Source organism: Pelotomaculum propionicicum (genome assembly GCF_004369225.1).
Classification (GTDB): Bacteria; Bacillota; Desulfotomaculia; order Desulfotomaculales; family Pelotomaculaceae; genus Pelotomaculum_B; species Pelotomaculum_B propionicicum.
Map to the genome: position 1 here is coordinate 1 of NZ_QFFZ01000001.1, position 25,562 is coordinate 25,562.

General features: G+C 52.4%; 17 protein-coding genes and 1 pseudogene. 6 read left to right on the plus strand and 12 right to left on the minus strand.

The window, feature by feature from the left end; genetic code table 11:
• The 3 genes and pseudogenes from Pmgp_RS19530 to Pmgp_RS20740 form a co-directional block, all read left to right on the plus strand.
• Positions 1 to 200 (plus strand): hypothetical protein (locus Pmgp_RS19530; protein WP_192902693.1); only part of this gene is annotated, 200 nt, incomplete at its 5' end.
• A gap of 185 nt (positions 201 to 385) precedes the next feature.
• Positions 386 to 565, plus strand: coding sequence for a hypothetical protein (locus tag Pmgp_RS00010; RefSeq protein WP_134211920.1), 180 nt, complete (start codon positions 386 to 388; stop codon positions 563 to 565).
• A 76-nt stretch (positions 566 to 641) separates the two neighbouring features.
• Positions 642 to 875, plus strand: a pseudogene (locus tag Pmgp_RS20740) (type II toxin-antitoxin system RelE/ParE family toxin); the annotation flags it as partial.
• A gap of 958 nt (positions 876 to 1,833) precedes the next feature.
• Here Pmgp_RS20740 and istA read toward each other — a convergent pair.
• The gene (gene istA, locus Pmgp_RS00020; protein WP_205077891.1) at positions 1,834 to 3,345 is read right to left on the minus strand and encodes an IS21 family transposase; all 1,512 of its coding nucleotides are present in this window, start codon (positions 3,343 to 3,345) and stop codon (positions 1,834 to 1,836) included.
• A 46-nt stretch (positions 3,346 to 3,391) separates the two neighbouring features.
• On the opposite strand from istA, the gene Pmgp_RS00025 reads away from it, so the two are divergent.
• Positions 3,392 to 3,592 carry a hypothetical protein gene (locus Pmgp_RS00025; RefSeq protein ID WP_134211921.1) on the plus strand — a complete coding sequence of 67 codons (201 nt, stop codon included), beginning with the start codon at positions 3,392 to 3,394 and terminating at the stop codon, positions 3,590 to 3,592.
• Positions 3,593 to 3,896: 304 nt separating this feature from the next.
• On the opposite strand, the gene Pmgp_RS00030 is transcribed toward Pmgp_RS00025, so the two are convergent.
• From Pmgp_RS00030 to Pmgp_RS00075, 10 genes are all read right to left on the minus strand, one after another.
• Positions 3,897 to 8,030, minus strand: a complete 4,134-nt coding sequence (locus Pmgp_RS00030) for an Ig-like domain-containing protein (RefSeq protein ID WP_134211922.1) — start codon at positions 8,028 to 8,030, stop codon at positions 3,897 to 3,899.
• Positions 8,031 to 8,074: 44 nt separating this feature from the next.
• Positions 8,075 to 8,269, minus strand: a complete 195-nt coding sequence (locus Pmgp_RS00035) for a ribbon-helix-helix protein, CopG family (RefSeq protein ID WP_134211923.1) — start codon at positions 8,267 to 8,269, stop codon at positions 8,075 to 8,077.
• 69 nt (positions 8,270 to 8,338) lie between these two features.
• Positions 8,339 to 8,572, minus strand: coding sequence for a hypothetical protein (locus Pmgp_RS00040; protein ID WP_134211924.1), 234 nt, complete (start codon positions 8,570 to 8,572; stop codon positions 8,339 to 8,341).
• 486 nt (positions 8,573 to 9,058) lie between these two features.
• On the minus strand, positions 9,059 to 9,823 hold the full coding sequence (locus Pmgp_RS00045; RefSeq protein WP_243119658.1) for an ABC transporter ATP-binding protein: 765 nt from the start codon (positions 9,821 to 9,823) through the stop codon (positions 9,059 to 9,061).
• A 2-nt stretch (positions 9,824 to 9,825) separates the two neighbouring features.
• Positions 9,826 to 10,644, minus strand: coding sequence for an ABC transporter permease (locus Pmgp_RS00050; RefSeq protein WP_243119659.1), 819 nt, complete (start codon positions 10,642 to 10,644; stop codon positions 9,826 to 9,828).
• 284 nt (positions 10,645 to 10,928) lie between these two features.
• Positions 10,929 to 13,352, minus strand: a complete 2,424-nt coding sequence (locus Pmgp_RS00055) for an O-antigen ligase family protein (protein WP_134211926.1) — start codon at positions 13,350 to 13,352, stop codon at positions 10,929 to 10,931.
• A 391-nt stretch (positions 13,353 to 13,743) separates the two neighbouring features.
• Complete coding sequence (locus tag Pmgp_RS00060) at positions 13,744 to 14,634, minus strand: copper amine oxidase N-terminal domain-containing protein (RefSeq protein ID WP_243119671.1); 891 nt, start codon at positions 14,632 to 14,634, stop codon at positions 13,744 to 13,746.
• Positions 14,635 to 14,815: 181 nt separating this feature from the next.
• The gene (locus Pmgp_RS00065; protein ID WP_134211928.1) at positions 14,816 to 15,910 is read right to left on the minus strand and encodes a TolC family protein; all 1,095 of its coding nucleotides are present in this window, start codon (positions 15,908 to 15,910) and stop codon (positions 14,816 to 14,818) included.
• A 121-nt stretch (positions 15,911 to 16,031) separates the two neighbouring features.
• Positions 16,032 to 16,925, minus strand: coding sequence for a copper amine oxidase N-terminal domain-containing protein (locus tag Pmgp_RS00070; protein ID WP_192902694.1), 894 nt, complete (start codon positions 16,923 to 16,925; stop codon positions 16,032 to 16,034).
• Between the two features lie 145 nt (positions 16,926 to 17,070).
• Entirely contained in the window at positions 17,071 to 19,242 is a 2,172-nt protein-coding gene (locus tag Pmgp_RS00075) for a copper amine oxidase N-terminal domain-containing protein (RefSeq protein WP_134211930.1), read from the minus strand.
• Between the two features lie 703 nt (positions 19,243 to 19,945).
• Here Pmgp_RS00075 and Pmgp_RS00080 point away from each other — a divergent pair.
• Together Pmgp_RS00080 and Pmgp_RS00085 are read left to right on the plus strand one after the other, a co-directional pair.
• Positions 19,946 to 20,533 carry an RNA polymerase sigma factor gene (locus Pmgp_RS00080; protein ID WP_134211931.1) on the plus strand — a complete coding sequence of 196 codons (588 nt, stop codon included), beginning with the start codon at positions 19,946 to 19,948 and terminating at the stop codon, positions 20,531 to 20,533.
• Positions 20,534 to 20,563: 30 nt separating this feature from the next.
• Positions 20,564 to 21,625, plus strand: coding sequence for an anti-sigma factor family protein (locus tag Pmgp_RS00085; RefSeq protein WP_134211932.1), 1,062 nt, complete (start codon positions 20,564 to 20,566; stop codon positions 21,623 to 21,625).
• A gap of 63 nt (positions 21,626 to 21,688) precedes the next feature.
• On the opposite strand, the gene Pmgp_RS00090 is transcribed toward Pmgp_RS00085, so the two are convergent.
• Complete coding sequence (locus tag Pmgp_RS00090; RefSeq protein WP_134211933.1) at positions 21,689 to 25,384, minus strand: S8 family serine peptidase; 3,696 nt, start codon at positions 25,382 to 25,384, stop codon at positions 21,689 to 21,691.
• Between the last annotated feature and the right edge of the window lie 178 nt (positions 25,385 to 25,562).

Genomic DNA, 25,562 nt, shown 5'->3' on the forward strand with positions numbered 1-25,562 from the left:
TCCCCGGCTTCCCGTGGCGGTCTTTTGCAGCGGGCAGCCCGGACTTTCGCAGCGAGCCCGGCCGCCGGGAGGCGCGGCCCCCGGTTAAGAAGCCTCCGACAATCCTGGCTGGGATCATAGGAATAATAATCTTGAATTCCGCTTCGTTTTGCCTCCCCGCCTTCGGCGCCGGCCAACGGGAAGGGGCCGGCCGCCGGTAAACGGCAGTCAACCCCTTAGAGTGCGTTCACCAGCCAGAAGAACCGTCCCCCTGGTTGTCATTAGATTGGCCCCTTCAAGAACCGCCCCCTTGTGTCTCCAGAGCTTCCACTTGTCCCTCTTTCGAATAGGAATGCTATGATGGAATTGCTTGTGGTATAATTGAGAAAAGGAGATGAGAATGTATATGGATTTAATTAAATACAACATTATCGAGGCGATCAAAAAGTTACCCGATGGATGCTCGGCTGAAGATATTATGTACCAGATATATTTTGTCTCCCAAGTTATGGAGGGACTAAAAGATGCTGAGGAAGGTCGCGTATTGTCTACCGAGGATTTATTGGAGCAGATTGAAACGTGGTAAGGATAATTTGGACCGAGCGTGCTGTTAGAAATTTGAAACACGTTTTCGATTATATAGCAGTCGATTCCAAGATTATGCAAGCCATTTTACAAAAAGAATTATTAAGGCGAGTGAAAAGCTCAAATACTTTCCATTTATGGGTAGGGAAGTTCCTGAATTTGCAGACCAACAGTTGAGAGAAGTACTTTTTCAGAACTACCGCGTCGTATATCGTATTGCGAGGGACGTGAAGATGGTAGAAATAATTGCGGTGGTGCATGCTTCTCGTGATCTTTTGTCGCTTGCACGCGATGACTGGGAACTGCAGTAAATTTATGGGAATTCAATGGCTGACTGAATTATTCTTTTGGGGCTATGGAAAAAAACAATAACAACTTTATAATTCTTCATCTTTTAACATTTTGACATTATCAATTTTGGTTCCGATAATGACTCTTATGAACTCTGCTGTCCGTGTATCCGGAGGCTTTAAAAAAAAGAAACAGCCCCTTGCGATTCGCAGTAGGCTGTTCTTTTTCCTAACTTATCTACGCACAGCCGCCGTAATCATACCTGCCAAGAGAACCGTCCCCCTGGTTGTCCGGCGAAAATACTACACCCATATCCATCCCAGAGGCTTTACGTCACTAACCCAAGGTAGGAGCCGTATGAGGTAGTTCCTCACGTACGGATCTGTGCTGGGGGCACCCGGTAACGGGTGTCCCTACCGCGATTCTTGGCTGGTGAAAAACGCAAGCCAAGAGAACCGTCCCCTTGGCTTGTCCAGAGTGCGTTCACCAGCCAGAAGAACCGTCCCCCTGGTTGATATCCGATTCGCAGTAGGCTGTTCTTTTTCCTAACTTATCTACGCACAGCCGCCGTAATCATACCTGCCAAGAGAACCGTCCCCCTGGTTGTCCCCCTGGTTGTCCTTTACGTCACTAACCCAAGGTAGGAGCCGTATGAGGTAGTTCCTCACGTACGGATCTGTGCGTGGGGCACCCGGTAACGGGTGTCCCTACCGCGATTCTTGGCTGGTGAAAAACGCCAGCCAAGAGAACCGTCCCCTTGGCTTGTCGGTTTGGCGGCCGCCGGTAAACGGCAGTCAACCCCTTAGAGTGCGTTCACCAGCCAGAAGAACCGTCCCCCTGGTTGACCCCGTAGGGCTCTCTCATCCCCTACTCTATGCCGGTTTATCCCGGCGCTTTCGAACCGTCCCCTTGGCTTGTCGAACCGTCCCCTTGGTTTGTCCCGGCAACGGGAAGGGGCCGGCCGCCGGTAAACGGCAGTCAACCCCTTAGAGTGCGTTCACCAGCCAGAAGAACCGTCCCCCTGGTTGACACCGTGGTTGAGAGTGCGTTCACCAGCCAGAAGAACCGTCCCCCTGGTTGACATGTCTTGTTATAACCAGCCAAAGAAAGCGGGGTAATTTCTTTTTTCTCCAGTAGTCTTTTAATACTATTTTTGTGGAAAGCGCCAATATTCAGACATTCTTTTATGGCTGTAATAATTTCTTCAGTGGTATATATGTTTTGGTAGCGCATAATTTCTGCTAAATGCCAGTAGAGGTTGGCACCTGCCTGATTACGTAGGCCCTCCAGATAAACCTGGCCAGCTTCGCCAAAAGTTCTGATAAACTTCTCTACCAGAGCGGAACGAACTCTGGTTTTCTTTTCTTGAAATTGATGATTCATAGCCTCATGTTCCGGGTGGATCGGACGGCTGGCTTGTTTCTGCAAGTAAAGATCAAACTTACTCAACAGTTTTCCGACCTCGTCATATACTTTCATTCGCCATCCATAGATAATCTCTATCCACACCCTTTTTGTGCAGTAGCGCATGGGGACGGGATAAAGATTACCCTCATAGGAAATATAGCCATCATTACTTACCCTCCTGGGTTCTTTGAATTGTAATAAAGCCGGTTCGATAGAAGGTATTTTCAAAAGGTGTGCCTTTTCTTCTTCAAACATTTGCTCCGGTGGCCGCCCCAACGTGCTGTGGGGTCTTTTATTGTATTCATCCCGGAATTCTCTAAGTTTAACGGCAAAATCACTTAAACTGTCCACTTCCAGGCCACGCAGCAGTTGTTCCTGAACATAATAAAACGGACGTTCAACCTTTCCTTTTGTTCTGGCACGGTAATTTTGGCAGGCTGATGGCTGGATACCATATAAACCGCAGAACTTTAGAAAATCATCATTGTAACGAACGATACCGTCTCCCCGGTGGGTAATAACCATTTGCTTGGCATTATCCATTACCAGTTCCAGGGCATACCCGCCAAAAAAGTCAAAGGATTCAGTAAGGGCACGGATTACGTCGGCCGTGGTTATACTCAAAGAGAAGGCATAATATTTCATCCGACTGCATGATAAGACTACTTCATGGATATATATTTTTAGTGGCTTTCCGGCAACCGGCAGCATCCACTCCTTCCAATCATACTGCATCTGCCTGCCAGGATCAGTTTCAACACGGGTAGTAGCTGATTTTTCGGCCTTATCATCTTCTTTAAAGGCTCGCAGGAAACGGTGTACACTGGATAAAGAGCCGTTATAGCCTTTTTGAACCAGTTCTTTGTGGATTCTTGTACCAATATAGCCTTTATCGAGCATAGCTTGGATTTCTTCACGGTACTGATCAAGTTGTTTTTCATACTCTCTGGCCTTAAACTCCGGCGGATTAACATCTCTTAGGTATTTTCTAACGGTGTTCCTTGATACCCCCACTGTTTTGGCTATTTTCCTGATGCTAACCCCCTGGGCATGCAGAGCTTTGATACGTTGCCATTTGTACATACTGACCACCTCTTTTGCATCCCCCTTTCGGGGGATATTTTATCATATGGTGGGTCAGTTTTACTTGACGAGCCTGGGTCAATTCTATTTTACGATCTACAAGCCCGGCCGCCGGGAGGCGCGGCCCCCGGTTAAGAAGCCTCCGACAATTCTGGCTGGGATCATAGGAATAATACTCTTGAATTCCGCTTCGTTTTGCCTTCCCGCCTTCGGCGCCGGCCAACGGGAAGGGGCCGGCCGCCGGTAAACGGCAGTCAACCCCTTAGAGTGCGTTCACCAGCCAGAAGAACCGTCCCCCTGGTTGGTCCTGTGCTAGTGTATTGTTGTCTATGGTGTACGACCTCCTTCTGTTTTTTATGCGGTTGGCTAAACCCGCATTATTGTAACAGTTGGAGGCTTTTTATTTCTACCCATAGCTATAAGCTTTTTAGAACCACCTGCATAGCAGGTGGTATTCGATAAACAACAAAAAGCCCAAGCCTGTTTCCAGGCTTGGGCTTCCCTACTTCTCTCGCTAACTGATTAGCTTGTGAAGTAACGCTTCGTTTAAATTACGCGTCCAATCCATCAGCCGCAAGAGCGTCTGATGCGGCAGGTAGAATAGTTGCCGCAGCTTCGGCGCCAGCAGCAACTCGTGCGGGATAGCTGGCAAATCCGGCAGTAATAGTCAACGTGTCAGTAGCATCTAAGGCACCAGCCGCTGCTTCAAATGCCGCTGCCCTTGGATCACTCAGCCTGATTACCATATTGGTATCAGCGCCGATAGAAGCACTGGTGATGTCTGCCAAGGTGACGGCTGGTTGTGCGACACCATTAGCTGCCAAGGCAAACTTGCTCCAATCCAAAAGCGCTTTCGCATCGGTACCGACCGCAGCAATTTGAGTGAAGCCTGCTCCGGTAATGGTGATTTCATTAGTTGCAACGTTATATATTGCGCTACCTGCAGTAAATGTGATAGCGGTAGGCACAGTGCGAGTGATATTGGCCGCAATTGCGTTGCCTCCAAGATCGGCTACGGTGTTGGGGCCTAATGTTACCGTGTTGGCGGCGGCAAGAGGAACTGCCAGAGTAACAGTGATATCTCTGTTACCTACTCCTCCTATCGCTACACCACTAATTGCTACGCCCACAGCGGTCACATTTGCCGCGTTAAGCGAAGCCGGATCTAAGTCTTCATTAGCAGTAAATACTACGGTCGTAGCTGTATCCACACCACCGGCTGTTACTGTAAATGTCGGGGCGGTTGTGTCTACGGTGAAGTTCCATGTAGCATATGCTGCTACAGCCGTGGGTTGACCAGCATTGTCAACGGCACGGACAGTGATTGTGTAGGCTCCTGGTGCCAGTGCGGCAGGAGTAAATGACCAGTTTTCGGCTGCGGCATCAAACGCGCCGTCCACAGGAATAGCGCTGAACCAATTTGTACCGCCGTCCAAACTAACCTGGACGTTTGCAACGGTGCCGTCGTCGTTAGCTGTACCGGTAAATGTAGGTGTAGTGTCGTTTGTTACTGCAGCGCTAGGATTTATAGCAACTGTAGGAGTTGCGTCAACCGGAGCCGCAGGTGTCACACCAGCGTTAATGCCGTCAACGAGGGTGTTGCTGCCAACGTTACCGTTCACGTCGGCGACGGTGTGTGTCAGGGAAGCAAGTTGCTGCAGCGGATCGCGGACTGTGATAGTCACGTTAGTCCAGGCGTCCCCAATACCGTCGGCAGGGTTGACGTCGTTCAGGTTGTTAGCGGCAAGCACTTCAACCGCGGTGACCGGGTCTTCAACCACGCCGCCAGTCTGCCACACATGGTAGTTGGCCGGGTTAGCCAGGCTTACACGGTCAACAGGCTCGTTGAAGCTAATAGTAAAGACTGTGCTACCAATAGGTACTGGTCCTGGTGCCATTGCGGGCACCGGAGCCGTAGCGTCAATGGGAAGAGGTGCCGGTACGACCAGATTATTACCGGCCAGGTCGGTGACGCCGTTCTGGTTGACTACTACCAGCACGCCTGGAATGTCAATAGCCAGGTTGGTTATATTGTTGGCGTTGTTGCCGTCGTCGTCCCCACTAACAGCGGGAGTCGCGGTCAGGGTCACAATCAGCAGGGTCTGGCCGCCAATGGTCTGGGTGGTGAAGGTGTTGCCGGCGCCCAGGGTGATATTGGTGAACTCACTGGTACCGGGACCCTCTGACAAGCGAATGATGTCGCCCGCTGCAAGAGCCATTGGTTCGCTGAAGAGCATGCTGATCCGGTCGCCGCTGTCAAGCAGCGCGGGAGTTCCATTGTCATCAACGGCGCCCGCCACGATAAGCGGCGGCACTGCGTCGGCCGCGGCCGGCATGGTTTCAATAACGTTGTTCCAGTCATCTCCACCGGCTGCCGTACCTATAACGCCGATACCGGAAACGGGGTTGGTCAGGCTCACACGGTAAGCCCAGCGGCCGTTGGCAACGTTCAAGTCGTTGTACTGGACCAGCGCTCCCGGATTGGCCGCGATGGTGGTGAGGGTGTTCCAGGTGACAAGAGCCCTGTTGGCGGGCACGGTCACATCGATGTCGTCAGCGGTGTTCGGCAGTCCGTCCGGTCCAACGATAGACGCTCTCTGCACCACGTAGTTGTAGGTGGTGGCCGGAGCATTGTTGGCGGCCGGAGTGTTAAACACAACCTGAATATCGTTGTTGGCGATGCCGCTGTCGAAGTTGCCCGGTGTGGTGTTGACGTTGACTACAGGCAGCCAGTCAGCTTCCACTACGTAATCAAATGTGGAGACGCCGGCCGGATCCGGCGCGTAGCTGATATTGAGCACATCACCAGCGCTTAATACCGACTCGAATTGATCCATGGTGATGTTGACGCCTAAATAGCGGAACTGGTCGTTGCTGTCGTAATCGAAGCTGTTACCTGCGCCATTACTGAACTTATCCTCATTTTTGGTGGTCGTGGCAACAGCTTGGCCGGGAAGATTGGCCATCCCGGACTCGGCGAGGGTCCATGTGGTTCTGCCGCTGAGCACATAGGTCTCAGTGGGTACATTGTTGGCGTCCAGGTTGAGCTGGTTGTCGTTGTTGCTGTCCCGCCAGACCAGAGTGTAGGCCTCGGTGTTCGGGACAAGGCAGTCGATCTTCACTTCGATGTTATTGGAAGCGGGTATCGGCACAGCATTTACAAAAGTTACTCCTGCTCCTACTGGAACTCCTTGAATTCTTTCAATAACGGCGGCTGAAGCCCCTATAGCGTCTACGCGGTTGTCTAAATTCGCATCCATGAATGTACGTGTGCCGTTAGCGGCCACGCGCACCGAGGCGGCGGGAATCAGCGCGACATCGACGCTGCCTGTCAAACCGCTGGCGGTCACGTTCATGATCCGGGCGCCGCGGTCGGCAAAGTCGCCGCCGTTAGTGCTGACGATCTTGGCTGTATCCGCTGTCGCGTCGACAGTCAAGGCGTTGGAAGTGGGCATGTAGGTAGCGCTTTGGCTGCCGATCAGGTCTCCCCTGCCGGTCACGACCACTACCTGGTCAGGCGCCAACGGGGCCGCCAGGGTAATGTTATAATGTCCGATAACACCGCCGGCGCCGACGGACTGCGGCGTAACAGTGCTGCCGTTGACGGTTACGGTGAAGTCGTCACTGTTGATAGTGAGCCCGGTGGTGGACCCGGTGACGGTCACGTCCAGAATGGTGGCGCTGGTGATGGTCAAACCGGTGATAGACGGGTAAATGCTGGGCATTACAATTTCAGCTGCCGCCTGCACGGTAGCGCCGTATCTGAACTTGACAGAATAGAGAACCCTTTGTTCCGTCGCGTTTCTGACAACGGCGGGAACTCTATAGGTGACGGATCTCAGGTCGGCGGATACAGTAATACCGGTCTCGGTTAAAGCGGTGGTATCCACCAAAGTGTTGATGGTACGTGTGGTAAGGAAGTCACTGGCGGTGGGCAGCGCCGAGCCGGCTGCCAAAGGCCCGTCAAAGGTCACGGTGATGATATCTTCCGCACCGGAGTTAACAGCGCTTACCGACTGCACATAAGGCGGAAAAGCTACTTCTATTGTTTGCACAGTGCTCCACACGGAGTGGGTGTCATCGTTCGGCGCGTAGGGATCCTTGGCGAAAACAATCGCCTTGTAGACTCCCTCAGCGGCGGGGGTAAAGCTGTAGGTGGCGCTTGAGGTATAATCAGTGCCGACCCAGCTGCCGTCCGGCTTTTGATACCAGAACTGGTAGACCGGGTTGGTCAGGTTGATCGAGGCGGCGGTGAGGGTAATCTGGTTGCTGGCATAAACGCCGCTCAGGCTCACGCTGCTGCCCACGTTGATAACAAATGACTGGTACTTGGCCGCGGCCCAGTTGCCGGCATCCTTGTCGGCCTGGTCAAGAGCGTACACCGCGAAGACATAGCTGCCGGCTTGCAGGTTGCCCATGGTGTAGGTATTGGTGCTGGAATAATCCTGCACTGTCGCCCAGCCGTTCTGGTCGTGTACCCAGAACTGGTACAGGGTAGTGCCGCCGGGGTTGCTGGCGGTGGCCGTGAAGGTGGCGTTGCTGCCAACAGGCAGGACACCGTCCGGTCCGTCGACATTTATAGCTGTTACACTGGCGAACGCCGGCACAGCCAGCGCCAGTGTCAACGCCACAGCCAGGATAACCAGCATGCTTAATTTTTTAATATTAGCTGATTGGTTAGACATTAATTCTGCAATCCTCCTTTAGCATTGTCGCTAACTTGACTGTTTTATCTGGCATAGTTTCTTGCGGGTTTACCTGAGCTTCCACTGCGTCTCAGGTAATATCTCAAGGCGTCCGCCACGATGGCCCGCTGGCTCAAGCCGGTTTCAGTGGACCGGCGCTCCAGCCTTTCTTTAAGCTCCGGACAGACCCGCACCTGGAAAGCAACATACGCCCTGGCGCCGCAGAAAACGTTATCCAAATATGATCACCTCTCACCTCCCGCATAATTTTCAAACTTTTGCGCTGGCGAACCTCTGCCGGATAGCTGCTACCGGTCATCCTGTTCGTCTTCGTCTTCCAAGACCCCTTCTTCCACTTCCTGCAACTGGTCTTCTTGTGGCGTGAGGCCCGCGTCCATATAGTGTTGCAACGCGGCGATGACGATGGACGCCTGACTTACCCCGGTTTCGAAGGATCTTCGCGCCAGCTTCTCTTTCAGGTCGGGCGAGATCCGGACCTGAAAGGACACATACGCCTTCGGACGGCTGTAAATGTTGGCCACCTAGACCACCTCTCACCTCCTGGGTTAGTTTTGCACGGCCGGGCTTCCTCCGCCGTGCTCAATCACCTCCCATAAGCAATATATTATGTTCCACCCTTGATTAAAGGGATGAAAACCGGTGGAAAAACAAACGCCACTTTCCTTAATCGGCATTTTGGTTGCAATGTTTAGTGGTTGATATCTATCTCACATAGCGAATATTCAACGTCAAGATGGTTATTCCTCCATATTTTTCAGGAAATATTTTAAAAAATTATCGACAAAATTCGACAAATAGCGAATTTTGGAGCTTTATTTCAAATAAATGTTTATGCCTGGCAGGACATATTTAGTTGCAATGTTTCATGAATGGTATCAACTTAAAAATATATATTCAACGCGGTTACGGTAATCCCTCCAGAAATTTCATCAATAAAATAATTTTTTTTGGGCAAAAAAAACGCCCTTCCGGATGGAAAGGAGCGTATATATATAAGGAAGGAAATTTTAAGCCCCGGCATGCCCGGGCAGCGGCAGTCCCTGGTTAACGCGGTATTCCCGCACCACATCCCCGGTGTTGCCGAACATAACAGCCTCGCCTTTGTGCAGCCATAAAACCTCGTCGCAGACGGCCTCGATGTCGCCCATACCGTGGGAGACCAGCACGATGCTCACCCCCCTGCCCTGCATCTCCCGGATGCGGCTGAGGCATTTCAGCTGGAAGCTGCTGTCCCCCACGGCCAGCACCTCATCCACTATCAGTATGTCCGGCTCCACGGCGGTGGCGGCGGCGAAGCCAAGGCGGGCCTGCATGCCGGAGGAGTAATATTTGACGGGCACGTCAATAAACTGCTCCAGCTCGGCGAAGGCCACAATCTCTTCGAACTTCTCTTTTACCCGCGCCCGGGACATGCCCAGGATCATGCCGTTTAAATAAACGTTGTCCCGGCCCGAAAAGTCCGGGTGAAAGCCCGCGCCGAGTTCGATCAGGGACGACCTTTTGCCCCGCACGGTGATGTGGCCCTTAGTCGGCCTTAGAGTGCCGGTGAGCAGCTTTAACAGGGTGCTCTTACCAGAACCGTTGACACCGATCACACCGACGCTTTTTCCTTCCGGGACACTGAAGCTGACATCTTTCAGCGCCCAGAATTCCCTGTCTTCCCCGTGATTCGCGCGGCGAAACAAGGTGTTGAACATTTTGGAGAAACTGTCGGCGCGGTCGGCGCGCAGCATAAATTTTTTACACAAGCCGTTCACTTCAATGACAGGCAAAATTACATGACCTCCGCAAAGGCAGACTCCAAACGGCGAAACACCAGAAGGCCCAGCAGGAACACACCAGCGGAAATCAAGGCGGTGACACCCAGCGCCGCCGGATCCACAACTCCGCTGCCCAGTACAACGTTTACTTCCATGTAAATCAGCTCGCCGACGGGGTTGCAGATAAAATAGTCCTTGATCCCGGGCGGCACCTGCTCCAGGGTATAAATAACGGGAGATATATACAGCCAGAGTGTGAGCAATACGCTCAGGATCTGGCCCAAATCCCGGTAAAGCACGTTTACCGCTGAAACGATGTAAGCCAGGCCCAGGGTAAAGACAAGCTCGATCACGATGAGCAGGGGGAGCCAGTATAGTTTACAGCCGGGCGTGACCCGGTAGATAACCATCAGTATGGCAAGCACGATCAATGAAAAGGCAAAGTCAACCAGCCGCGCCATCACTGAAGACGTCGGCAGGATAACCCTGGGGAAGTAGAGCTTGGAGAGCAGGCTGGCGTTGCCCGTCAGGCAGTTCACGGCGGTCATCAGGGAGTTGGAAAAAAGATTCCAGAAGGTGAGGCCGCAAAAAAGAAAAACAACGTAAGGCACTCCTTTGATGCCTTCCGCGCGGAAAATCTTGCTGAAGACAAAGCTCCATACGGCTGTCATCAAGAGCGGGTTTAAAACCGCCCAGTACAGCCCCAGGACGGAAAGCTGGTAGCGCATCTTCACGTCCCGCAGGGCCAGGCCCGTGACCAGGTCGCAGTAGCGGGTCAGGCGGTGGCGCATATGCTCTTTTTCTTCCACGAAGGAGACCGATATTTTACTCATTTCCGCTCCCTAATAATAATTAATTATGATTATTTCTTTTACTCAGTAAACAAATTGACAGGATTTACAGGATTAAAAGGATTTACAGGTTTTTATAAAATATATATAAAAGACTCTTTATAATTGTTTCTTTACCCATTAATACTCATTAATGTTTCCTTGTAAAAATTTTACAAGAAAGAATTTTAAATGAAAATGTTTTATAATCCTGTTAATCTTTTTAAATCCAGTAAATCCTGTCGAATTGTTTTTCTTTTCACTGAGCTAACGGTATAATCATTTAATTAATTGGTTAAGATCCCGGCGCCGCTTAACTCCTCAAATTTCTTCGCGCTGCCGGGCGCCAGCCGCTCCGCTTCGGCAAGGAGGTTTTGCGCCTCCTGGGTACGGCCCTGTTTGTCGCGCAGGACAGCCAGCCACAGTACGGCCTCGCCCTTGACTTTTTCGCCGGCGAGGGCGGCCTGAAGATTCTGCTCCGCCTCAGGCCAGCGGCCCAGAAGACACAGCGACTTTCCCGCATTAAGTTTAACCGGCGCGGTAGGGTTAATCATCGGGCTGTCTTTCCAGAGCTCTTTCTCGGTATCATTCAAGGTTGCCGCTATGTCTTCGACGCGGTCCGGCACGCCGGCGGCCTGCTCAAAGTACTGTTTTGCCATGTCCCTGTTTCCGGCCAGCAGATTATTATAGCCCGCGTTAAAACAAGTCGCCGCCAGAAACTCATACCGCTCAATTTGAAAAGGTTCCAGGGACAGGGCTTTTTCAGCGTATGCAACGGCTTCCGCGCCGCCATCCTCCCTGTTATAAAAAAGGCTGGCGAGTTCGGTATAACGTATGGCGCTGTATTTACTCAGTTCTGTCGCCCGCCGGGCCTGGGCGACGGCTTCCGCGGAATTTCCCTGGTACTGGTAAAGCCGGGCCAGGTTGCTGTGGTAGTCTGCCGCAAAGGGGTTATAAGCCGATGCTTTTTTCAACAGTTCTATACTCTGGTTGACGTTCTGACTCTGTACTCTTGTCCCGACCCTTGCCGAGTAATTACCCGCCAGCGCCAGTGACGCGGCGCAGGCAATTACTAGAATTAATGCGGCCAAAACGCCTGCCGGCGCAACATAACGCGGCGCCACATGTTTTCCGCTCTTCTTCCCTGCCGCCCCCGCGCCGGAATAAATCCCGGCGCCCCTGGCCAAACCAAACATTGTCCACAGAACTAAAGCCAGGGCTGACAGCGAAAGGTCAAAATCTATCGCGGCATGAAGTCCCAAAGAGACGGCAGAAACCGTTATCACACTTATCAGGAACCTTCCGGCGTAATTTGTTTTAGCTTGATGATAAAGGCGGTGGGTCAGATGTAAAAAACCCGCCCAAACCGCCAGAAGCGCCAGGAGTCCGACAATGCCCGTTTCCACCAGGACCTGAAAGTAATACCCGTGCACCTTGTCAGAGTTGTAGAAGTAACTCTGGTAGGCGCGGTACGCTTCATCCCAGCCGCCGCCGCCCCAGCCGAGAATGGGGCGTTCCCTGAACATTTTCAGCGCGTCATGGTAAAAGTACATCCGCTCGGCGGCATTGCGAAGACGGATCTTTTCAATCCCCGCTCTGACAATATCGCCATGGCCGGCGGCATAAACAGCGGCTCCGGCCAAACAAATTACAACAAAAAGTAAAAAAGCGGCCAGCACGATTTTTTTATGCCCGGCAATCCAGTGTGACAGTCCTTTGCTTGCGCCAAAGTTATAAAGCAAATGCGCGGCCGGCGCACATATCAATCCAAGCAGGATCCACAGCCACGCCAGGCCCGTTTTACCGCCTGCGACAGCGTGCAGAAAACCCCACATTGTTAGGGCAGAGAACAGGCAGCAGGTGACAAAGTGTATAAATACAGGCGCCCGGTCAACTTTCGGTATGACAATGAAAAAGAGGATAAAGACAAACAGGAAAACCAAGAAGCCGCCCTGGGATTTGGTACCGATGAAAACCGCTAATATCAGGAAATTGGCCGCGGTATAAAGGTATTGTATAATGTGCTTGGATGTTTCAACCGCGGCGGCCCTCCTCCAGAGATACAGGCCTATTAAGGCAACCGCCAGCAAGTAGCTGGCCAGGGTATTAGGATATTGGAAAACAGAACAGAGCCTGCCGTCAAGAAATCCTCTATTGATATGAATTATGTTGGTGGCGGCGGCCAGGCCGGCCAGGGCCACGCCTATCGCGCTCATGTATATTACGTTTAAGACAGTGACAATATCCCGCTCGTTTCTAACCAGCCTTGAAGCTGTCCAGTAGACCATAAAGTAGAGGGTTGCCTTAACGGCCTCGTCCACCGCCAGGCCATAGTTAGCCGCCTGAAATGCTGAAATAAGGTAGACCGCCGGGAAGGCCAGGGCAAAATAATCCAGCGGGCTGTTAAGGAAGCCGTTGTCCTGTTGGGACCATTGCCACAGCCAGGCGAACCAGAAAACAATGGCTGCAAAAATTAAAGCGCGTTCCTGCTGGGCCGGGAAATACAAAGCCTTGAAGTAGTTGGGAAAAAACAGCAAAACAGCCAACCCCCAAAAGGCTACTGTATGACTCCATTCCCACGGAACCATTTCAGCCGTTTTTTTAATACCCCCGGCCTTTTTTATATCTCCTTTTTTTCTGTCAACCTCAGGCGTCCTTCTTGTTACCTCACCGGACAATTTTTTATTTGACTTGCCAGCACTCTTGGACAACGGGTACAGCTCCTTGGTTTTAAAACCTTAACTGATTGTTTATTCTACATTATCTAACAAATTCCCTGCCTTGCCTAATAAGAAAGAGGCGCTTTGCGTCCGCAGCGCCTCCACCCGCAGCCTGAAGCCTTTCGCAATTTAAACAATTTGACAGGATTGACAAGATTTAAATTTATTAACAGGATTTCTAAAAATAAATTTTAATCTTAAAGTTTCTCAGGCTAAAATACATTGAGACTATAAACAAGGATTATTTAAATTAAATTTATAGATGTTTTAACTTTAAAAAGTATATTAAATCATGTAAATCCTAATTAATCCTGTAAATCCTGTCAATATGTTTACCCGAAATCAGAATAGATAAGAGCACTCTACTTATTTTATTTTCAGGTTAGTTAACCGTTACGGTTTGGGTTGCCGCGTCCCACTGAACGTTACAACCAAGAGCCTGGGCAACAGCCCTCAACGGCAGCATGGCGCGGCCGGGCTCCACTGCTTCAGGAGCCGCGTCCACAGTGACGGGCACATTGTTTAAGATCATAATGTTGCTGCCGATTACCAGCCTGACCGAACTACCGCCATTGATCAGGGTTACGCTCCGGTCGCCGGCGTTCCAAATGATATTGTCTTCAGCTATGCCGGCAGCTTTGGCTGCTAACCTGAGCGGCAGGTATGTCCGGCCGTCTTTAAGGTACGGGGCCGCGTCCGCGGTCTGCTCAACGCCGTTTACCGAGTACTTCGGGTCACCTATTTTGAAGACTGTGGTTGCCCTGGTGTTTTCCGGCGCGGGGGTGACAACCCTGGCAACCACTACCTTGGCAACCCAGTTGACGTTCGGGAATAAGGTGTCTATATTGCTTTCAACCAGTGAGCTGCCGCCAATCTTCAGCAATATGTCGCCTTCCGGAACGGTACGGTCAAGGGTCAGCTTCAGGCCGCTGATTTTAATGACAGAAGGTTCATTGCTGCTGCTTTTAACCTTAATGAGAACCAGTCCCTCGTTGGCGGGCGTGGTATCAGTGCTGACACCCGAGGCGTCGATTTGCAGGTCGCCGTCCACCACGGTGACATCAGGCGCGGCCGAGAAGGTCACGCCGGCGGGAACCTTAAGGACGATTTGGCCAGGCACGGTAAAGCTCCCTGCCTCACTCTCAGTTAAGGCAATATCCCCAATCGGCTGGTTAGCTAAACCGATAGTTAAAGCCGGCGGCGCAGGTTCCGCCGCCCCGGCAATCACGCAAGGCCATAAGATCAAAGCAAGAGTAAAAACAATTACCAGCATCCTTTGCACATCATAAACCTCCTCGCCAATATAGTTAAGATAACTAATTATCAATCGTTAAAAGTATACTTTCCATTCACCCGCCCGTCAAGGTTTTTCCAATAAAAAAAACCGGTTCCGGCAAAGGGAACGCGGTTGCAAATACCATGTTGTTTTTTCATGATCTAACGCTGTTTTAATTTCAGGAAGCGGCGTACGCCCATGGTTTTTGAAAGGCCAGAGCGTAGATTTCATGCTGGCAGGCAAGGTCGAAAAACGACTTCTCGGCCTGGGCCAAGGTGGCCTCGGCCGCGTGAACCTCCGCTGAAGTGGCCATGCCGACGTCGTACTTAACCTTCACCACTCTGAGCGCTTCTTCCGCAGTTTTAACAGTTTCCTGGGCGGTGGCGTATTGTTCCTCCGTCTGTTTTATGGTGTAGTAAAGTGTACGGACGAGCTTGCCCAGTTGTTCGGTGGTGTCCTGAACCGCGATTTCTGTTTTTTCCAAGTCTATTTGTTTGGCTATATATGGTTCCGAAGAATTATTAAAACTATATAGATTCAGGTTTATTTGGGCCAGGTCGACTTTCTGCCGGGCCAGCCAGATAGAAGGGCTTGCGGCCATAGCTTTGGCAACCTCGTAGTCCAGGTTATCTATTTTTACCTCGTTATAGCTTGGCTTATCCACCAGTACGGGCCTGTCCTCAGGCCACAACCCGACTAACTGGTTAAACTTCTGGTAAGAGTCTTCCAGCGCTTTATTAGCCGCCTCCAGGGTCGCCTTCGAACCTGCCAGGGTGGCGTCGGCCTGCAGCATACCCATCTTGTTGAGAATGCCTACCCGGTAAGTAGCCGCGGCGACCCGGTGCTGCCAATCGGCGCTATCCGCCTGGATCTTCGCCACCTTTACATTTTCAATCGCCTGCAGCAAACCGTAATAAGTTTTGTAAGTCGTCATGACTATGGTGTCTTCCTGCGCTTCATAACTGCGTTTGGCGCTACGCCAGGTCAAGTCGGCCGACATCAAGTTTTTGAACAAGGTATCCGCCGCGCTGTTTGACGCTTCCAACGGTGTAAATTCCACCTTGTCGCCGACATACTGGCGGACCTCATAACCACGATCCACATCGTATTTCATGGACTTGAGAGTTTCACTGTGTGCTTTGGCCTGTTCAATCGCCTGCTGCAAGGTGAATTCTGGTGACGCCGGTTCCTTTGCCGCCCACGCCTGGGCGCCGGCAAAGCCAAAAGCCAGTATCAAACTAAACGTAAGTATTGTAAGGAATCTGCGCACCATAACCAACCCTTTCAAATGTTTAAATAATTTAATAATAAATATACTTAAATAATATCTCCGCTTTTTTCAACAGTCAAGTATAAAGTCGGCTATTTTGAGAACTTTTTAGATAATGCTGAAATCAATACAGCACTTCCGTTCTTGACCACTGATCCTCATTAGCTTCGATAACATTGAGGTCCGTGTCATTCTCCAGCACCTGGGCGCCTGCCCGGATAATATCCTTGCCGATCCAGCAGCGGTTGCCGATCATTTCGTTATTTCCCAAAACAACCGGACGTTTCAGCTCAAAGGGCCATTTTTCAGTATATATTACCTTAATGCGGGCCCCCTCATAACCGCTCTTGCCCGGCAGGCTTTGCGTAACCACATCGGCTCCCGTAATCAGCCTGAATGACCTGGCGGTGCTGGTGTACAAGGCTACCGGCGCGGCCTTGACCAAAGCGCCCGGTTCCAATATAATTTCCAAATCAGCCTTGTTGTTGAGTCTTGTTTTCAGAGTTAATCCTGTCGAGGGATCGTAGTTTCCCTGCGCCGCCGGCGAGCCGGTAGGCGGGTTCTCGGCCCTGTTGGAAATCCGGATGGTGCTGTGTTCGCCGTCCCAGGACACATAGGCGCCGAAGGATTCACTTACAAACCGCAGCGGCACCAGCACCCTGCTCCCGATAATTTGTGGAGGGACATCCAAATATATCTTGTCCGTGTTTTTCAACGCCTGCTTGTTGCCCACCTGCAAAGTGACGGTGGTGCCGCTCCGCGTGGCGATAACCGTGCTGGTTTCCTGCTGCCAGACCACTCCGGCGCCGAGCGCTTCGAAAATGGCCCTTACCGGGACCAGCGTCCTCCCTTCGATTATTTGCGGCGGCTGGTCAAAAAATATTGCCTGCCCGTTTACCTTAACAACAGTCTCAGCCGAAGCCACGCCCGCGCAAGCAAAAAATAATGCCAGCGCCAAAACGACTGAAACAGCAACAATTCCAACTTTACCTCTACCTCTTAGCTTTCCCGCCGTCACCAAATTTTACCTCCTTATTATAGTATTTATATTTAATATATTTTTCTATATTTAATGACAGTATCCTTTTTTATCCGGAGATATATTCCTGAAGATAAAGGAACCGGGTTCCCGTAAGAACCCGGTTCCTTTTTTAATTGAACTTTTAGTTAATTGTTACAGACTGAGTTGCGGCATCCCAATTGACCTGGCAGCCAAGAGCCTGGGCTACCCAGCGGAGCGGAAGCATAACACGGCCGGGATCCACGATCTCCGGAGCTACGTCCATCGCAAAGGGAACACCGTTAATCAACATCGAGGTGCTGCCGACGGTCAGCTTGACCACGCGGTCACCCTTGACCAGAACGACGCTTTGCTCTGCGGCGTTCCAGATGATGTTGCTGTCAGTAACACCGGCAGCGTAAGCGGCATACCTGATCGGCAGGTAGGTGCGGTCGTCCTTGATGTACGGAGCGACATCCGCGGTCTTCTCAACGCCGTTCACAGTGTACTTAGTATCGCCGATCTTGAAGACTGTGGTTACCTTGGTAGTTTCCGGAGCGGGGGTGATAACCTTGGCAACCGCTACCTTGGTGACCCAGTTGATGTTCGGGAACAAATCGCTGATGTTGTTTTCAACCAGCGAGGTGCCGCCGACCTTCAACTTGATGTCGCCTTCCGGAACCGTACGGTCGACGATCAGCTCAATGTCGGATACTTTAATCGAAGCCGGCTCGGTGCTGGTGCTCTCGATTCTTACTTGGACATTCTGAGAGTCGGTGTCGCACAGGGCTTCTCCGATTTCCAAATCGCCGGTCACGGTAAAGGTCGGCACGGAGGCGAACCTTACACCAGGAGGCGCTTCGATGTTCAGATAAGCTTCGGCTGTTCCTTCAAGCCATACCGGGTCGCCATCGGCGTCTTCACCAAGCACGGTATCCTCATAAGTAGCCTGCAGGGCTTCTTCCTTAGTTTCGGTAATGGTAATATCGGCGGCCTTCTGGGAGCCCATACCTATAATCACTTCGGGCTTGCTTTCGGCTGTCGCTGTCACAGGCGCCTTGGCCTCAGCTATCTTTACAGTGCCTTTGGCTCCCGCGGAACCTTCAACCGTAAGGATGATGTCGCCGGTATAGTCAGCCCTGACGCTGATCTGGCCATTCTTGAACACAATCTTGGTGGGCTCGTCGCCGCTTGAGGGAGTTTCTATCACTGCTTTAATGGAGCGGTTGTCGGTACCGACCGGTTCAAAATCGCCTATTTCGAAGTCACCCAAGTTATCGGAATCTCCGCTGGAAAGTTCATACAGATCTCCATCCCACTTGGCCTGCTCGGGCAGGGTCAGGATGATGGTACGGTTTTCGACCAGAGTGCCCGGCAGGGCTTCTTCGATGGCGAATTTCCCTACATCCTGCTCTTTCTGGCCGGACATGACAGTCTCGGTGGTTACTTCTGATACTGTTGCTTCGTAGTCGCCATAGGTGGCGATTACAGCATCACTTGGGGTAACAGTGCTTTCGCCGCTGATTTTAACTTTCACGTCGCCGTACTTGGCCACAGTGCTGTCCACGGTAAGGCCGGCTTTAATTTCAAGCAATACGGTGCCGCTGTAACCGCCCGGGTTATCAACCGCAAGGGTCCTGTCGTTATCCAGAAGGTCGTAATCCCAACCTTCAACGTTCTTATTTAAGGTTTCGAATTCCGCGCCGTTCCACTTGAAGCCGTTGGGCAGCTTAAACTTAACGGATTCCGCGCCGCGTTCAAAGCCGCCGGCCACAGTTTCGTTTACGCGGATGGTAACAGCGTTGTCGCCTGATGCCGAGCATCCGGCGTCGCTAATAGAAACCACGCTGGGAACTGTCACTTCGATCGCGCCGCCCTTGGCGTTGGCAATCGTCACGGTGCCGCCGACGAGCTGGCCGGAGCACTTCGAGAACTTGGCCTGCACTTCGCCGGTATTGGCGTCGCTGCCGTCAAAAACAATCACTAAATCCTGCCATGCCGCTCTATCAATAGTACCTTCTCTTACGAAAGTATACTGATAAATTTTGGCGTCAACAGCAGTACCATTAACGGATACGATAGGCAGGGACTTGCCGCTGCTGTCTATCACTTCCAGCAAAGCTTTACTGGTGGTGTTATTGTAAGGATCAATATTCACCTCTACGGTCGCCGCTGTAATAGCGTCAGCGTCTTCACTGGGATCAAACGACGGTAAGGTTGTTGTGGTGGTGTAGGTTACCGCCGCCGCGCCGGCCACTCCCGCCAGGGGAACCAGCAGGGCCATAACCATGGACAATGTTACGAGAATAGAAAGAATTCTTCTTTTTGCCTTCACTTTTTTCCCTCCTTGAAAAATATTTCGACCATTCAGGCTGGTTCGCGGGCATTACCCTTAACCCGCCCTTAAGACTAGCTTCTTTCAACCCCCCCCCTAGAAAATTATCAAAAATATTGCTGCGTAAAAACTGTGAGCGGTGCTGCTTCTCTGGTCGTTGCCTGAAAAACCGGCAGACAACAAGTAAAAGACAAATTCTACACGCCCAGGCAAATTCCTGCCTGGCAGACTGCCTTTCCCTTCATTGCTACCTGATTAGTTAGACAGCCAGTGAGCCCCAAAAGTTCCATTGAGGTGTAGAAAATTTTATTAATTTATTTAACTATAAAAGAGCCCGGGTTTCTCTTTGACTAAATCCGCCCGGGGCGGGACCGGTTTAATTTATCTTTAACAGTCCGGTTGTCAAAAATTTCTCTCTGATTGCGCCCGGCAAGGTCGTGTGATATCATCAAATAAGCAAAAATCAAGACCGGTTCCGCCGCAAATCCGGATTACATTCCCCGCGGGAGCGTGTCCCTATTCCCTGGCCCGAATAAATTCGCGCTTGCGCTTTGGGAACTTGTAAGGCCTGTCGGAACTTGTTCGCACAAAGTTACATTATAAAAACAAAAAGTTATATGGGCCTCCCCTGGCTGGAACTTTTATCATCCGGCGCGTGTCTAACAGTAAAACGGGGAGGATTTCCCGCAGGAGTTGCTTCCCCGTGAGAGATACCAGGACACTGGTTAAAAATGCTCAAAATAACGACTTATCCGCGTTTGAAGAATTGGTGCGCCTTTACCAAAATAAGGTTTATTCACTTTGCGTCCACCTGGCCGGCAATCAAGACGACGCGCAGGACCTGGCCCAGGAAGCCTTTATCAAAGCATACAGGGCTATAGGGGGGTTTCGCAACGAAGCTGATTTCGGCACCTGGATGCACAGGATTACAGTTAATATATGGCTTAATTACCGGCGTAAAAATAATAAAGGAACACCTCCGCTGTCCCTCGACGAACCTTTCCAGGGAGATAACGGAGGCGAAATACGGCGCGACGTGCCGGACTGGGACAGCGACCCGCTTCAGGCACTGGAGGAAAAGGAGTTTCGCGGACTTGTACGGGCTGTGCTGGACGGGCTGTCGGAAGAGCACAAGGCGGTGCTGGTGTTGCGTGAAATCGAAGGTTACAGTTACGAAGAGGTGTCGCGCATGCTGGGCTGTACCCTTGGCACGGTAAAATCCCGGCTCAGCCGGGCGCGCGAGGTAATGAGACACAGAATGACGCAAGTGGCGCGGGAAAACGCGAAATAAGCAGGCAGCGGGAAAGGCAGGTGGCGTCTGATGGATTGCCGGGAAGCATTATTCATAATAGCCGAACAACCGGACGGAGCGCTTTCAGGTGAAGACAGCAACGCGCTTGCGGAACATCTGGCGTGCTGTTCAGTATGCGCCCGCGAATTGGGCCTGCAAAAACGGCTGTCAGAGACACTGAGGAAGATTGGCCGGGACGAAGTGCCGGCGCCCCCGGATTTGTGCAAAAACGTAATGAGCAGGGTGCGGCTGGAGCGCCGGTCCGCCTTGGCGCGGCTGCCGGAGGCCTGGCGCAAAGCTGTTCTTGCGGCCGCCGCCGCGCTATTGCTCCTGGCGGGGGGCTCGGCGGGAATAAACGCCGGGCTGCAATTAGCCGGCACCTGGAAAACGGTTGTTCAGGCGCCCCCCGCTATCGATAATAAAGGCGATCCAACAGTAATTTCAGACAACCACCAGCCACCGCGGGGAGATCCTGCTCAGCCGGCCGACACGGGTAAGGAGCCGGGCGCGAACATGGAGCCGGGCTCCGGTGATAAAGGCGCCGGCCGGCCAAACAACCCGAACGGCGATCCAGGCGAAGCTCTACCCGCGAACACTTCCGGCGGTCAAAGCGCCGCCATCGCCGTGGCCTCTTTGCCGGAAGGAACGCGTGCTTTGATGAGCGGCGGAATGAAAACAAACAGCACGTTTTTAAAGGTAGCGGTCAGCAACCTGGCGGAAGCCAGGGCTAAAGCGGTGGCATTTGCGGCCGGAGAAGGAGCGTTTACGCAGGTATGGCCGGAACAGAGCGGTGACAAGAAGATCATAGTAATATGGATGTCCCTGCCGGTGGACCGCGCCCCGGAATTGGTTACAAAGCTAATTGACATGGGAACTGTAATAGACAGGACGGACGAAAGCCGCGACATTACTTTCCAATATAACGAAAAAGCAATCCAGTACAATGACCTGCTGTCACGCCTGAGTTCGGCCCGTGACGCTGAAGAGCGGCGGCAGTTGGAAAATCAGGCCGCGACATATAAACAGCAGTTGGACGACTGGGAGTCCGAAGCAGGCAAGAGAGTTATCACGTTATGGCTGGAAAGCAATTAAAATATTTCTGTAAAAAAGGCCTGAAAACCTGCGGAATACGGTTTTCAGGCCTTTTTATCCCGGCTATTTCCCCGCGTACTCTGTCTCGCAATACTCAAGCAGGCCTTTTAAAGCCGCAGCCATCTCGGCAGCGTTAATTGAATCCCCGGGTGCGAAAGCGCCGTTCCAGCGGGCTTGAAAAATCCCCGCGGCAGCGGTCTCCGCCACGGCTGAGGCGGCCCAGGCCGGTATGACGGCGGCGTCCGTATAGGGCAGTGACGAAGATGTTTTAACATCCAGCCCGAGTTCCCGCAGGACGGAGGCGAAAACAACCGCTGCCTCTGCCCGGCTGAGGCCGGCCAATGGTAAAAAGAGGCCTCCAGAGTAGCCTTTAAAAATACCCCGCGCCCGGGCCTCGGCTACGGCTGAACGGAACGGCGCCGGAATATCATTGATGTCGGAAAACGGCAGGGGCGAATCACTTAGCGCCGGCCAGTTTAAAAGCCGCGCCAGTACGGCCGCCGCTTCCGCCCGCGCTAACGGCGCGTCAGGCAGATAACTCTTCCCCGCTTGTTCTATTGTTTCCTTAAGAGCGCTCCGCACTGTTTCATCTTTATCCTTTTTTGCCGCAATGGATATTTGCCTGCCTGTGATACCCCCCGTCTGCCTGTTTAAAGCTTCAACGAACAAGTTATATTCCCCTTCGCCCCCCAGGGGCAGGGTAAAATTAAAACGGCCCGATTCGTCCACAGGCGCCGCCTGCCTGGCGTCCCCCCGCCAAATATAGACCTTTGTATTTGTACCGGTCCTGCCGGTGAGAACCAAGCGCCCCTCAAGAGTAACGATTGATGTCAGCAACGCAGGCGGCGGGGCGGCAGAGCGGCAGTTAACCGTAAAAAGCACATTGCCGGCGGGAAAGGGCGCAGCCGTGTATTCCAATTCAAGCTGCTCGCCGGGCAGTAAATCCTCCGGCAGCGCCGGGCAACCGTTTTTATAAAAACGGGTTGAACCGGAAAGCCGGTACTGAACACCTTGCGAGGTTGCAATCACGCCTCCGGCTCCGTTATACTTCAACAGAGCGCTTTTATCAAAAAGCGTCTCCGCCAGATCCAGCCTCCACACTTCCTGGCCGGCCGGGTCGGTGACAACCCTGACCCGGCCCCCGACGGCAATAGTATTGGCTGTCGCCCTGACTCCCCAGCGGTAAATGACCGCGCTCCCGGGCAGCCCAAAGGAATGGTAGCGCCCGTTGTCATCCAGCAGGTAAACAGTTCTGTTCTTACTGCTAAAATCAATTACCCTGCCGTAAAGCACCTTGCTGAAAGCAACCAGGCCGATGACCTCACCTGTGTCCGGCAGAAGCGCAGCCGAGACGTGGTCACCCGGCTTGACGGCTTCAAAGCTGCAAGTTTCCCTGTCCCTTTTTACCATGGCGCCGGGAAAAATCTTGTAAGAATCTCCATTTTCCAGAATTATTTCGCCGGTGGAAGCAACCGTCTTGTAAACGGTCCCCAGCGCCACATTCCGCTTGACGGTAAGATACTGAATATCCCCGCTGGAAGGAGCCAGTTGCAAGCTTACAGGCATTCCCGGCAGGACGTCCTTAAGTTCTTCCAGAGCGCCGGTGCCGAAAGGGGCGTCCGCCGTCTCAGCGCTCGTGTAAGTGTCCTCATAAGAGTAAACCGCGGTCGGAGAGACTCGGTAAGTACCTTCATCACCGGCAAGTGTCAGTGTTTTCTCCTCTTCCTCAGCGTCTACGGCCAGGACTACCCCTTCCTTCTTAATATATGAAGCCCGCACCTGCCTTATATTCTGTTCACGCGGGTTTATAACCGCGCTGACTTCTACCCCCGGCGGAATTTTATCAGGATCTGCGGCGTAGTTGTTTAACAATACTCCCCCCTCATCAGGGGCCAGATTGTACCCACCGAGCCTCACGGCGAGGTTGATTTCTGTAAAAACAAAGCCTGCCGCCGTCTTGAGAACCTTTACACCCGCCGCCCGCCACAAACGGGTTATTATGTAGGCCCGGTCCGGCGCCCGGAAAACTTCCGCTCCGGGGAAAAAGTGTTCCGCGTCTGACGGGGCGATGCTGTCGTCGATCAGGTTAACCACCGGCACGTCAGCCGGACTGAACGAGGAACCGTTCGCCAGTGAAATTGATCTGTTATCACCCCTGGTCATCATACTTTCAACCGGAGTCTGGCCCCAGGCCAGGGCAAAATCCTGTGCTACAGTTGTGCCCGCGCGTACAGTATTCTGTTGAACAGCGGCGCCCGCCACCCGCACAGTATAGTCCCCGGGCACGGGCGCCGGCAGGTATACCTGTTCTACATTGTTTGTCCTGTCCGGAGTGTTTTGGCCGAGGAAATGGTTGCCGTAATATACCCTCCCGTCAGGCGTTTTGACAATCAAGTCAAGGTCATTAACCAGGGTGCGGCCGCTGCCCGGCTCGACAGGCGGGTCGGTCCAGGCCAGGGTTGCTTTAAGAGGGGCATTTGAGTCGGAAACATGTAAAGTATAGACAACCTCGTTTCCCTGGGTTACTCCCGCCCACTCGTCGGCCAGATGGATGGACCCCTCTTTTAGTGCGATTAGCGTTCCCGCCAGGTCGATTATACCGAAGCCTTCCTTGGACGGACCACCTTGGGCGGAGCGGGCGCCATTGATCAACGCGGACTTGACCAGGGCGGCTGAAGGAGTGGCCAGATTCATATATTTCTTTAAATACTCCCGTACAATGGCTGAGGAGCCGCCGGCGACAGCTGCGGCCATGCTTGTCCCCTGCATCTGTGTGTAGTCGGGGAACCCCTGCAGGTTGCCTTCGACCAGGCGGGATTTAGCTGAAATCACCGCGGAAGCGGGGACGAGAAGTTCGGGTTTTATCCGCCCGTCTCCAGCGGGGCCGCGTGAAGACAAATCGGCTGCCGCGGAGGTATTGTTCGCGCCGGGCACGAAGGCGGGCCGGGGCAGTATTGAAGCCCCGACCGCCAGGGCATTTTTGCTGTTGGCTTCGCTCGTAAGTGTCGCGGATGACGGCCCGCTGTTACCGGCGCCGAAGATTACCAGGAAGTCGGGATGATTGCGCACAAATTCGTCCACCTGCGCCGCAGGCTTGAGGTATGTGTCCGGCCCGCCGCCCCAGGCGTCGACGTGGATGCGGGCGCCTGCCGAGTAGGCCGGCCAGAACAGGTCATAAAGATTGCCGGGGAGGCCTATATCCCCATCCTTATTAAGTATAGCCTGGAAGTAGATGCTGGCGCCCGGCGCCACGCCTTTGAATTTACCGTCTGAAGCCGCGCCCGTCCCGGCGATGGTGGCCGCCATGTGGGTGCCGTGCCCGTCCGGGTCATCCGGCACATCCCGGCCCGCCCAGGATTTCAACAAAACTATCTTGGGCATTTTGCCGGGCCGGCTCTTGAGATCCGGGTGGATGTCATCTGTTGATCCTATATCCAGGCCGCTGTCGGCTATAGCCACAATTTGGCCTTCTCCGGTCAAACCGCCGGGCACGATAAAACCCGGGGCATTTACAGCGGCAGCGCCGGTAATATCCCTGGCCCGGTCATTCAGAAAAGAAACAGGGTATGTAAAAGGCTGTTCCGGTATCGCTTCTTGAGCAATGGGAACATTAGCGTCTGCTCCTTGAAATGAGCCAAGTCCAGGCGGTAAAGGATAAGAAACGGAGCTTGAGAAAAGGAAGAGAAATAAAAACCCGGCAAGAGCCGCCAGTATTTTTAAAAAGGTTTTTATACCGAAAGGTCTGTTAAAAAACCACATGAGTACCCCCAAATAATCTGGATAAAACAAGCATTTGTATTCTGCCGGTTAACACCTTCGACAAGCCTTCGTAATTTTCCTGTTAAAATAGTTAATATAATTAACAACTTTTTTTTCCAATAAAAATACAGACCGGACGTTCCGGTCTTTTACCTGATGCAAGCACAAAATACTTTTA

Excerpts from the sequence above, each read along its gene's own strand:
- Pmgp_RS00010 (WP_134211920.1), top strand. The coding sequence starts at position 386 with ATGGATTTAATTAAATACAACATTATCGAGGCGATCAAAAAGTTACCC.
- istA (WP_205077891.1), bottom strand. The coding sequence starts at position 3,345 with ATGTACAAATGGCAACGTATCAAAGCTCTGCATGCCCAGGGGGTTAGC.
- Pmgp_RS00025 (WP_134211921.1), top strand. The coding sequence starts at position 3,392 with ATGGTGGGTCAGTTTTACTTGACGAGCCTGGGTCAATTCTATTTTACG.
- Pmgp_RS00030 (WP_134211922.1), bottom strand. The coding sequence starts at position 8,030 with ATGTCTAACCAATCAGCTAATATTAAAAAATTAAGCATGCTGGTTATC.
- Pmgp_RS00050 (WP_243119659.1), bottom strand. The coding sequence starts at position 10,644 with ATGAGTAAAATATCGGTCTCCTTCGTGGAAGAAAAAGAGCATATGCGC.
- Pmgp_RS00060 (WP_243119671.1), bottom strand. The coding sequence starts at position 14,634 with ATGCTGGTAATTGTTTTTACTCTTGCTTTGATCTTATGGCCTTGCGTG.
- Pmgp_RS00065 (WP_134211928.1), bottom strand. The coding sequence starts at position 15,910 with ATGGTGCGCAGATTCCTTACAATACTTACGTTTAGTTTGATACTGGCT.
- Pmgp_RS00085 (WP_134211932.1), top strand. The coding sequence starts at position 20,564 with ATGGATTGCCGGGAAGCATTATTCATAATAGCCGAACAACCGGACGGA.
- Pmgp_RS00090 (WP_134211933.1), bottom strand. The coding sequence starts at position 25,384 with ATGTGGTTTTTTAACAGACCTTTCGGTATAAAAACCTTTTTAAAAATA.